General features: G+C 34.2%; 9 protein-coding genes. 4 read left to right on the plus strand and 5 right to left on the minus strand.

Annotation, left to right across the window (positions count from 1 at the left end; genetic code table 11):
- Positions 1–23: 23 nt before the first annotated feature.
- Together IJE13_RS03140 and IJE13_RS03145 are read right to left on the minus strand one after the other, a co-directional pair.
- Positions 24–797, minus strand: a complete 774-nt coding sequence (locus IJE13_RS03140) for a ParA family protein (RefSeq protein ID WP_292776963.1) — start codon at positions 795–797, stop codon at positions 24–26.
- Positions 798–1175: 378 nt separating this feature from the next.
- A complete protein-coding gene (locus IJE13_RS03145; RefSeq protein ID WP_292776965.1) occupies positions 1176–2477 on the minus strand; it encodes a TrpB-like pyridoxal phosphate-dependent enzyme in 1302 nt (433 codons plus the stop codon).
- A gap of 299 nt (positions 2478–2776) precedes the next feature.
- On the opposite strand from IJE13_RS03145, the gene IJE13_RS03150 reads away from it, so the two are divergent.
- From IJE13_RS03150 to IJE13_RS03160, 3 genes are all read left to right on the plus strand, one after another.
- On the plus strand, positions 2777–3835 hold the full coding sequence (locus tag IJE13_RS03150; RefSeq protein ID WP_292776969.1) for a DUF1786 domain-containing protein: 1059 nt from the start codon (positions 2777–2779) through the stop codon (positions 3833–3835).
- 418 nt (positions 3836–4253) lie between these two features.
- On the plus strand, positions 4254–4919 hold the full coding sequence (locus tag IJE13_RS03155) for a PHP domain-containing protein (RefSeq protein ID WP_292776971.1): 666 nt from the start codon (positions 4254–4256) through the stop codon (positions 4917–4919).
- Between the two features lie 18 nt (positions 4920–4937).
- Positions 4938–5783 carry a DUF63 family protein gene (locus IJE13_RS03160; RefSeq protein ID WP_292776974.1) on the plus strand — a complete coding sequence of 282 codons (846 nt, stop codon included), beginning with the start codon at positions 4938–4940 and terminating at the stop codon, positions 5781–5783.
- 222 nt (positions 5784–6005) lie between these two features.
- Here IJE13_RS03160 and IJE13_RS03165 read toward each other — a convergent pair whose 3' ends face one another.
- From IJE13_RS03165 to IJE13_RS03175, 3 genes are all read right to left on the minus strand, one after another.
- Positions 6006–7532, minus strand: a complete 1527-nt coding sequence (locus IJE13_RS03165; protein WP_292776986.1) for a 2-isopropylmalate synthase — start codon at positions 7530–7532, stop codon at positions 6006–6008.
- Positions 7533–7642: 110 nt separating this feature from the next.
- Positions 7643–8758: a radical SAM protein gene (locus tag IJE13_RS03170; RefSeq protein WP_292776976.1), complete on the minus strand. Its 1116-nt coding sequence runs from the start codon at positions 8756–8758 to the stop codon at positions 7643–7645.
- 110 nt (positions 8759–8868) lie between these two features.
- The gene (locus tag IJE13_RS03175; RefSeq protein WP_292776979.1) at positions 8869–9030 is read right to left on the minus strand and encodes a hypothetical protein; all 162 of its coding nucleotides are present in this window, start codon (positions 9028–9030) and stop codon (positions 8869–8871) included.
- 529 nt (positions 9031–9559) lie between these two features.
- On the opposite strand from IJE13_RS03175, the gene IJE13_RS03180 reads away from it, so the two are divergent.
- Positions 9560–11035 carry a cobyrinate a,c-diamide synthase gene (locus tag IJE13_RS03180; RefSeq protein ID WP_292776981.1) on the plus strand — a complete coding sequence of 492 codons (1476 nt, stop codon included), beginning with the start codon at positions 9560–9562 and terminating at the stop codon, positions 11033–11035.
- The last annotated feature ends 823 nt before the right edge of the window (positions 11036–11858 follow it).

Genomic DNA, 11858 nt, shown 5'->3' on the forward strand with positions numbered 1-11858 from the left:
AATAATTGAAAATATTTCATCATCTATTTTTCATCCATTTCCAACAATTCCTTTGCAAGCTTCAGGTAAGCTATTGACCCTTTGCTTTGGGGATCATAAACTATGCAAGGCTTTCCGTAACTTGGGGCCTCTGCCAAGCGTATGTTCCTTGGAATGGTTGTGTTGAATACATATTCCTTGTCCTTGAAGTATTTCTTGAGTTCGGAATATACCTCTCTGCCTAACCTGGTTCTTGCATCATAGAGTGTTAAGAGTATGCCCTTTATTGGAGTTGGACTTCTTAGTCTTGTTTCCACAAGCTTGATTGTGTTCATGAGATCTGCCAATCCTTCAAGTGCAAAGTATTCCGCTTGAATCGGTATCAATACGCTGTCTGCAGCAATCAATGAGTTTATAGTTATTATACCAAGTGATGGCGGCAAGTCTATAATGATGTAGTCGAAAATGCCTTTTATAGGTTCAAGAAGATTTTTAAGTGCAATGTGATAGTTTGCTTCCTTGCTCAATTCCACTTCGATTCCGCTTAAGTCAATATTGCTTGGAAGTATGAAAAGGTTTTCGATTTTTGTTGGAATTGTAGCTTTTTGAACACTGCATTCGTTTACCAAAGCTGTGTATACTGTCTTCTTGATTTCTGTCTTGTTTATTCCGAAACTTGTTGTTGCATTGGCTTGGGGATCCATATCGACTACGAGCACTGCCTTACCCATGGCAGCAAGTGATGTCGCCAGGTTCACCACAGTAGTGGTCTTTCCGCATCCGCCCTTCTGATTCATTACGGCAATTGTTTCTCCCATTATATTAATTCTCCTTAGTATTTTTTCTTAAAATAAAGTGATTTTTTAATGAAAATTTCTAACTTATAACGAAAAAGTTAGCAATTATTTCTTATATATTATAATTTATAACTTATAATATATAAGTTTTAAGTTATTTCTTATTACTTTTACTTTATACCTTATCATTTATAAGTTTTTATTTTTAACTTATTAGTTATAACTTATAACTTATAACTTATTACTTATAACTAAAAAGTATTATAAAAAATGTGTGAAAAAATAGATAAAATAGATAAAAATATTAAAAAAAAAGAATAAAAAAGAGGGAGGTTTCACATTAAAGTGAAAAGAGTTTTGGTCAAGGTTTTTGAGCCAAAGGCTCAAAAAGCTTGGATGCTATTTGGAGTTTTCCATAGATCCATCCATAAAGCTTGCGTAACCTTTGAAGTCCATTAAACCATGGCCAGAGAAGTTGACAACAATGGTTTTTTCCTCACCGGTTTCCTTACATTTCTTAGCTTCATCAATAGCTGCCTTGATTGCATGGTTTGTTTCAGGTGCTGGAATGATTCCTTCGCACATTGCAAACATCTTACCTGCTGCAAAGACATCCCTTTGATGGGCTGTTACAGGTTTGATGTAGCCTAATTCCTTAAGCAATGACACTTGTGTGTTCATACCATGGTATCTGAGTCCGCCTGCATGTACGGAAGGAGCTACGAAATCGTGTCCTAAAGTAAACATCTTCAATAGTGGAGTGAATCCCATATTGTCTCCAAAGTCGTATCTGTATTCCCCTTCGGTCAATGTAGGACATGCTGAAGGCTCTACAGCTATGAATTCTGTATCGCTGTTTCCTTGGATCTTGTCTTTAAGGAATGGGAACAAGGATCCGCCGAAGTTACTTCCACCACCAACACAGGCAATCATTGTGTCAGGTTCCGCTTCAGCCTTTTCAAGCTGCAATTTGATTTCCTGACCTATGGTTGTTTGATGCAGGATAACGTGGTTCAATACGCTACCAAGGGTGTATTTCACATTATCGTATTTCAATGCATCTTCAACAGCTTCGGAAATTGCGATTCCAAGGGAACCTGGAGTGTCTGGAGTTTCTGCAAGCACTTTTCTACCAACTTCTGTATTAGTACTTGGAGAAGCATGAACATCCCCATCATACAATTGCATGATGGTTTTTCTGAAAGGCTTTTGATCATATGAAACCCTTACCATATAGACGGTACAGTCGATACCCATCATGGATGCTGCAAGGGATAATGCAGTACCCCATTGACCTGCACCGGTTTCTGTGGTAATTCTTTCGACACCTTCCTTTTTAGCATAGTATGCCTGAGCTATTGCACTGTTCAGCTTGTGAGAACCCGTTGGAGAGGTGTCTTCCCGCTTATAGTAAATCTTTGCAGGGGTGTTGAGTTTCTCTTCCAATCCTCTTGCTCTGCATAAAGGAGTAGGTCTTCCTAATCTTTGGTAGAGTTCCCTTACCTCTTTTGGGATATCTATGTATCTGTCGGTAGCGAACTCTTGATTAAGACATTCGTTTACGAATATTTTAGGCAATGTGCCTATTTGATCCTTTCCTTCACTGTTTTTAGGAGCAGGAAGTTCTACAGGTAAATCAGCGTTAATATTGTACCATTTGGTTGGTACTTCATCATTAGTTAAATCAATTCTGTATTGCATAATATCACATTTTGTTTTTTGATAATTTTTTAGAAATCTAATTTTAGAACATTGGAATTAGATAAATTTTCTTCTTCCAAATCATTCTGTACTAATAGTATGTACAATGTACTATATAAAGCTTTGTAGTACAAATATGTACATCATAGTACTTTAATATTAAGCAACTTAAGTTATTTTTTAACATATATTTTCAAGAAAAAAGAATTTTTTTAACTTTATTTTAAAATATAACGATTTTTATCTATTTTTTCATTGTTTTATAAAAATTTAAATATTTTCAAAACAAATAGAAAACTATGAAAATTTTAGCTATTGATGTAGGTACCGGTACAGAAGACATCTTGCTCTATGACAGTGAAAAGGAGATTGAAAATTCAATGAAACTGGTCATTCCTTCCCCTCATTTGACAATCGGCCAAAAGATAAGCGAATGTGAAAACGACATTTACTTTGACGGAGTCATCATGGGCGGTGGAAAGATCAAGGACAGATGTCTTGAACATATGGAAAAGGGATATAAGGTTGCTTTTGAGGATTTGGCAGCAAGAACAATACGTGACAATATCGACCAGGTAAAGTCATATGGATTTGAAGTTGTTGATGAAAACACCTTCAATAAGGATGAAAAATATAAAAATTATACTATAATATCCCTAAAGGATGTGGATGTAAATCATTTGATGGACATATTCTCCTCATTTGACTTGGACCTTGAAGTCGATGAGCTCATAGTGGCTGTTCAGGATCATGGATACAGTGAGGATATGGGTGATAGGGACTTCAGATTTGAAAAGATAAAGGAAAAGCTTCCAGAACCGCTTCCGCCGGAAGTCTTTGCAATGGAAGCTGAAGAGGTGCCAAAGTACTTTACTAGAATGCAATCAGTCATCAAGTCATTAGCTGAAGACAATCCTGAGTTCAAGCCGGTCCTCATGGATACCAAATTCGCATCAATAGCGGGAGTATGTTACGATAAGGAAGTTCTAAAGCTGAACAGCTTTGTTGTTATGGATATAGGCAACGGCCATACCACTGTAGCATCCATAGAAGATGGTGAGATACAAGGCGTTTTCGAGCACCACACAAGGGATCTCACTCCAGAAAGGCTTGAAGAGCTTGTCATAGCCCTTGCAGATGGAAGCATCACTCACGAGGACGTCCATGATGAGGGGGGACATGGCGCATTTGCATTGAACCCTATATCAAAAATAGAAAAGGTCATAGTGGCAGGTCCAAAGAGAGCTTTGATAGAAGGCACAAACCTTGACTATTACCATGCAGCTCCAGGTGGAGATGTGATGATGACTGGAACTGTCGGACTTGTGAAGTCTATGGAGTTCTTAAGAAGAAAATAATAATTAAAGAAATTTATTAAATTTAACATAATTTAAATAAATTTTATAATATTTTTAATTATATACATTAAATCTATATAATCATTAAAAAAATTAATATTTTCTCTATATTATAGATTTTTATATATATTTTCTCAATTTTTATCATTTTCCAGTTACTTTTATCTTATTTTCATTATATTTTTTATGAAATTTCATCATTTCCCAATCACTTTTTTGTTTTTCCTTGCAACTTTTTCATTTTCTACAGACACTTTTTTAGCTGTTGATGCTGATTTTTGTAAAACTTTTCAACAAGATAGAAAAAAACTTTATAATACATTAATACTAAAATAACAATTGATAATATTGAATTACAGATTTTTTTCAAAACTTAAATAAAATTTTTTGATTTTAATTGGTTTTAAAGAGGCATGATATGAAATTTGATCCACACATCCATAGTGTTTATTCAGGGGATTCCCGTTCAGAACCTATTGATATTTTAATTCAAGCTGAAAAGAAAGGCTTGGATGCCATTGCAATCAGCGACCATAATGAAATCAAAGGCTCTAGAATTGCAAGGTCCTATGGCGGAAACATCATTGTAGTTCCTTCAATAGAGATTTCATCTGACAAAGGCCATATTTTAGGATTGGGCGTAGATGAAATCATTCCAAAGGGTTTGTCTGCTGTAGAAACCATTGACAGGATACACGATGCAGGTGGACTTGCGATTGTACCTCATCCATTTTCATATTATAGGCATGGCCTTTTCTGCAAGGTTGACAAGAACCTGATTGTAGATGGAGTTGAAACAAAGAATGCAAGGTACATTTTCGGATACTCAAATAAGCAGGCAGAGACTTTAGCCTACAATAAAAGACTTGCGACATTGGGGGCAAGCGATTCTCATTTCCTTGAATCCGTTGGAGATGCATATACTGAAGTGAATACCAAGGGATATGATTCTGTAGATGGCATCTTAAAGGCCATTAAGCATAGGCGCTGCAAGGCAATGGGTCATGGAACCAGCAATTTCCTGGTTGCTAAGGAAGTCTTTGTAAAAAAGGTACTTAGAAGGTATCCGAAAAGGGACGAATAAAATATATTTTATGATAATATGCCTACTGCAGACACTTTTCTACCAGATATTGTACAAACCACATTTTTCTCAGGATACACTGTTTTCAATACAGTGGTATACACACTAATTTTAGTAGTCTTTATCTTAGCTATCATAAAAATGTTCAAGAGATTGGAAATAGACCCCCTTTCAATTTTCTATTCCATCATTCCATTTGTTTTTCTAGGATCATCAACACGTGCCTTGGTGGATAATGGAATTTATCCGAAGACGGTTTTTCTAATCACTCCAGGACTATATGTTCTTGTAGGTTTGATAACAATATTCTCATTCTTATTCTGCATTTATCTTTATCATAAAAAGGATATTGATTATAGGCATTCATTGTTTTTCATTGGGGTAATTTTTTCATTGCCGAATATAATTTTTTTCTCCAATGTAAATTTCGCTGCAATGGCTTATGTTTTGATCACATGGTTAATCTCATCAGCAATATTCATTGGATTTGCATTTTTAGTTTTATACATTAAGAACAATAATTTAAGATTTGATGTTTCACAATTTGCTCAAAAACTGAAAAAATATAAAATTAATTTTTCAATTGTTCTTGCCCACCTCTTTGATGCATCAACAACTTATGTTGCAGTAGAGCACTTCAATTATGCAGAACAGCATGTTTTACCAAATGCCTTAAATCAGCTGTTCGATACATATCTTACACTGTTTCCTATGAAAATTATAGTCATCGTTGCAGTATTATACATAATCGATCAATATTTCGATGACTTGACCAGAAAAAATCTATTAAAATTAACAGTATTTGTATTAGGATTAGCACCAGGTTTAAGGAATATTTTGACATTGATAATTGGCACCATATGATGATAATTTTTTAAAAAAATAAGAATAATTTCAATGTCATAATTTTTTAAAATAGGAAAAATAAAAATTTCTTAAATATTAAATTTTTTTTAAAATTTTCAAAAATAAAAAAATTAAAAAATTATAAAATTCATAAAAAAAGAAAAAAAATGTTTCATAATTATGAAACAGATAAAATGATTGTAAAAAAAAAAAATAAATTAAAAAAAATTGATTTTTTAATCAGCTGATTTTTTCAATGGACAACAATCTATTGATTGAGTTGATGACTGCAACCACACTTGAAATGATTACGTCCTCTCTTGTAGCCCTTCCTGTTGCCCTGTGGCCCGCATTGTCTGAAATCACTACAAAGGTTTCTGCCAATGCATCTGTACCACCGCTTACCGCCTCAAGCCTGTACTCTTCAAGGCTTATATCAACTGTTTCCTTAACCAGTGATCTGATTGCGCCGATGGCTGCGTCAACAGGTCCTACTCCAATCTGGGAAGTTTCCATGATCTTTCCTTCAATTGAAAGCTTTACGGTTGCTGTTGCAGACACTGATTCACCGGTCATCACATTGAGACCAAGCAATTTGATGTATTCCTTGTCGCTTGTGGAGAGTTCTGTGATTGCAATGGACTTCAAGTCCTCATCTGTAATGCATTTTCCCTTATCCCCAAGTGTCTTTACCTGATTGTAGATGTTTTCAAATTGCTTAGGGGTAACTTCCAGATTGAATTCCTCCAATTTGGATTTGATTCCGGCATGGCCGGTATGCTTTCCAAGTGCAATTCTTCTTTTGTGCCCTACAAGTTCAGGGGGGATAGGTTCGTAGGTGGATGAATTCTTCAATATTCCATCCACATGGATGCCAGATTCATGGGCGAATGCATTCTCTCCAACTATTGGTTTTGTTGGAGGCATCTTTATACCAGTAATTGATTCGATGAAATTTGAAGTGTCATAAAGCTTTGTTGTATCGATGCCAATGTTTGCTCCATAAGCTATTTTAAGGCTTACAACAAGTTCTTCAAGGGAAGTGTTTCCAGCTCTTTCACCGATACCGTTTATTGTGCAGTGTGCTTGGTTAGCACCTTCCTCTATACCGATGATGGAGTTTGATACTGCAAGGCCGAAATCGTTATGGAAGTGAAGGCTTATAGGAACATTGATTTTCTTTCTAAGGATTCTTATCAAGTCCCTTGTTGTTGAAGGCACCAGGATTCCTACGGTATCTGGAACATTGACGATGTCTGCTCCAGCATCCTCAACGCTTTTATAGAATTCTATCAGATAGTTCAATTCTGTCCTTGTGGCGTCTTCTGCTGAGAATTCCACTGTAAGGCCATGGTCCTTTGCATATTCAACTGCCTCAACAGCCTGATTTATGATTTCGGTTTTGGATTTCTTCAATTTATAGTCTCTGTGAAGTGGGGAAGTGCCTATAAACAAGTGAGCATATGACAAGTCGGAGTCAATGACTGCATCGATGTCCTTTTCCAATACTCTTGCAAGACCGCATAAGTTGGATTTGAAACCCAAATCCGCCATTCTTTTTGCAGCTTGCCTTTCACCTTCTGATACAGTTGGAAAACCCATTTCAATTGTGTCCACTCCAAGTTCGTCAAGCTTTTGGGCAATCTTCACTTTCTCATCTACAGTTAAAGCTATGCCTGGAGCCTGCTCTCCATCTCGAAGTGTAGTGTCAAAGATTTTGATTTGATCAGGGATTTTCAATTCTTCCTTAACGTCTTCAATGTTTATTGCATTCATTTTTCCCTTTCCTTCAATTTTTCAATTAATGGTATTAGCAAAAAATTTTAAAATTTTTTATTTGTCTATTTGATATATAGAATTTTATAGAATTAATTTTATTAATAATTATCTAAAGCAGTCTGATAGTTTCCATCCAATTTAATATATGGCTCTGCTCTCTTTACAACAACCCCAATTCTTTGAAGCTCTTCCAATTTTTTAAATGGCTTGTTCTTACGGATTCTCATTATCATTCTCGCAGATTTAGGGCCTATTCCTGGAACCCTGATCAAGTGCTTATAGGAGGCATGATTTATTTCAACTGGGAATATGTTCATTTCCCTTGCAGCCAAGATCTTAGGGTCTTCTTTCAATGACAGCTTATCGTCTTCATCAAACACAAGTTCCTTCACATCAAACTTATAATCGCTCAACAATGCATCCGCATGATAAAGCTTTGCTGTTCTCGCTGTATTGCAGGATTCCTTGTTCTCAAATTCTGTTCCCTCTACAGGTGAAAATGCACTGAAGTAGCTGCGTCTAAGATCCACTTTCTTGTATAGACTTTCCATTCTTTTAAGGATTTCAAGGTCTGTTTCATCATTCGCTCCGACAATCAGCTGTGTTGTATGGCCTGATTTTGCAAAGGTCGGATTCTTTTTGGAGATGTCATTCATCCAATCAAGCCTTTTCAGGATGTCCTTATTGTAGTCCTTAGTGCTTGTGATTTCGCTGAGGCCGTCTTTGGTGGCGGCCTCTATGTTGAGGCTCACCCTATTTGCCAAGCTCATGGCCCTTTTGATTGAGTCCTTTGATGCACCAGGAATGATCTTCAGGTGTATGTAATCATCATATCCATAGTCCTTTCTTAGGATTCTAGCAGTCTCTATGGTCTTTTCCATTGTGGCATCAATCGTATCCCCTATTCCTGAACTTAAAAAGAGACCATTGACATAACCGTTGTTGTAGTAGTGAAGGAATGCCCTTGAAAGCTCTTGCGGACTTAGTTCAAGACGGGTGAAATCACGTTTGCTTTGATTGATGCAGTATTTGCAATCGTTTTTGCATTTGTTTGTCATCAAAGTTTTAAAAAGAGGTATCTTGCATCCGTTGTGTCCTGTGGCATGGTAGATTCCAGGAAGATTCACTTGAGAGCTCTTGCTATGGCTAACATAATCGCACAGGTCATATTGTGCACTGTCTGCCAAAACTTGCATTTTCTCTAATGTAGACATTGTTTACCTCTTTTAATAAATATTCATTTAATTTACTTATTTTTCAAATAATATTATCTTTATTGTTATTTATAAATATTAACAATATGTATTATTGCCAATTTAGATATTTAGACAAAGTATAATATTATGCTTATTAGAACCAAGATTAAAGAAACGATGCTCAATATTCTGCTTTCCTTATTTCCATCCTTGTTTAGTTTGTAGTTTATGCATATCATCATTGCCACTAAGATCAATAATATGATATTTATTATCTCTTTGATTAACATTCTATCACCTTTAAAGAATCTTTTTTTAATTAGGTAAGGTTTATATATTATAGATAATAAACTTTTAAACAAGAAAATAAGAGAGAATTAATCTCCCTTATTCTTGTTGATGTACAAGTTCAACATTTGTACAATAAGACTTAAAGTACTAATGAGGATTTGTACATCTGTACTACCTATAATATCATCACCTCCCAGTAACAAATTTCAAGATTCTATTTTTTAAAAAACAAAACCTTTTTTAAACCTGTTACACTTTAATATTTATTTTTTGTGCTTATAATATTTAAATAAGAGCATTTGAAAAGTAATATTCATTATAAGTCATAAATAGTTTACCATATCTAATTTAAAGCATTTTAAACAATTTTTATTTTTTGGATAATTTCATCAAAAATTTTTTTAAAATTATTACATTTTTAACTAAAATTCTCCATTTTTATTACTTTCTATGAATTCTTTTTAAAATTTAAAACAATTTCGTCTAAGATAAGAAAATTTTAAATAAAATATATGCTAATCTAATATTATGAAAGTCGTACTAGCTGGAACTGGAAGTGCTGTCGGTAAAACCACTATTTCTACAGGAATCATGAAGGCACTTCAAGATGAAAACGTACAGCCATTTAAGGTAGGCCCTGATTTTATAGATCCATCTTACCATACCATTGCAACTGGCAATGCTTCAAGGAATTTGGATTCCTTTTTCATGAATGAGTTTCAAATAATCAATTCATTTGAAAGGGCAATGAAGATATCCAAGTCAAGTATGGGTATCATTGAAGGTGTAAGAGGGTTATATGAGGGGATTAGCCCTATCAGCGATATAGGCAATACTGCTTCAATCGCCAAGGCCTTGGATGCACCGGTTGTTTTGCTAATGGATTCAAGAAGCCTGGTGAAAAGTGCGGCAGCTGTAGTATTGGGCTTCAAGGCTCTTGACCCTGACATCCGAATTGAAGGGGTTATCCTGAATAAGGTCAAAGGACAAAGGCATTACCTTAAGGCTAAGGAGTCTGTTGAAAAGTTGGCTAACGTTCCAGTCATAGGAGGCATTCCAAGAAATGAAGAGATTGCAGTGGAGGAAAGGCATCTTGGTTTGGTCCCTGCTCTTGAAAAGGAAAAAATCAATAGAAACATTGAACTTTGGGGAAAGATTGCTGAGGAATATATAGACCTGGATGCTCTTAAGGATATTATGAAGACATCCAGCAAATCTGCTGTAAGAGACAATAAAGATAAGGCCATTGAATCCATGGAAGATAATGGTCATCGCGTTGATTTGTCCATTCATGAGGATGAGTTCAATAAGGAGCATAATGAAGTGATAAATCTGGAAGTAACCAATGGATCTGCTCCAGGTAAGTTATGGAAGACAGGGAATAAGACTCCTTTAAAGATTGGTGTTGCTTTGGATGAGATATTCACATTCTATTATAAGGAGACATTGGAATCCCTTGAGGACAATGGCGCCAAGATTGTTCCATTCAGCCCATATAAGGATGAGGAAATTCCTGATGTTGATGCTCTCTATATTGGTGGAGGATACCCAGAAGTATTCAAGAAGGACTTGTCAGAGAATAAATCAATGTTGGAATCCATCAATAAATTTCATAAGGAGAATAGGCCTATATATGGTGAATGTGGTGGATTGATCTATTTATCAAAGTCCATTGATGGTCTTGGAATGGTTAATGCTATCCCATACGCAGCTGAAATGACTCCTAAGGTTCAGGGATTGAATTATGTTGTGGCAAGGTCAAATAGGGACAATCTCATATCTGAAAAGGGAGATATCTTCAGAGCGCATGAGTTCCATTACACCAAGCTCAATATTGATAGTACAGATGATCTTGCATTTGATGTGCTTAGAGGCAGAGGTGTATTGAATAATATGGATGGTGTCAGTGTTAGGAACACTTTAGCTAATTATATTCACATTCATGCTTGTTCATGTCCTAACTTTGCATATAATTTCACTAAAAATATAGCAGAGTTAGACTAAATTTTTATTTTTTTCTAAAAATTTTTTTATAATTAGATTTCTATTTCTACTTTTTCTATATGTTTTCCATTTTTTATTTCCATGAACTTTTTTTAAAATTTATTTTTGTATAATGTATATGATTTTTTCACTTATTTTTTTACAATATATAAAATTTTTGGATTTTTCATGATATTTTTATCTTAAAAAAGTATTACTTCAGAAATCAGGAGGAATTTTTCGAAAAAAACTTTAAAATTTAAAAATATGTTTAAATTCATTATTTTGTTTTTAAACTTGAGTTTTTTTAGTTATTTTTTCAAAAAACTTTAATAAATTATTATTTTTTTAAAATAATTATTTTAAACTATTATTTATATCAATTTTTTCAATGCTCTTTGTAACTTTTTGTAGATACAACGATAACTCAATGATATTACATGCTATATTTTTGTACATTTATGTATATGAATTCCCTCTTTTTTCAAGTTTTATTCAATTTTTATTTTTTCGGCCATGATCTTCATATTTTATAATAAAAATCATGTTAATATCATTTTGGATTCTGCAGATTTTTTGAAAATTTAATTTCAAATTTTGTAACTCAAATTTTACACTTTAAATGACACCAGCTATTTTTTTCAGATTTTTTCAAATTTTCAGATTATCTTAAAAAAGTGATAACTCAAATTATAGCTGCAGGATTATTGATGTAATATCATTATGACTCATCTTCATTTTTTTATAATTTTTTTCAATTTTTTGAGTTACAAATTTATTTTTTTCATAGTTTTTTAAATTAAGTTTATATGCAATGAGTTAACATATATAATAATGTTAATAA

This window comes from Methanobrevibacter sp., assembly GCF_017410345.1.
In the GTDB taxonomy this organism is placed as follows: Archaea; Methanobacteriota; Methanobacteria; order Methanobacteriales; family Methanobacteriaceae; genus Methanobrevibacter.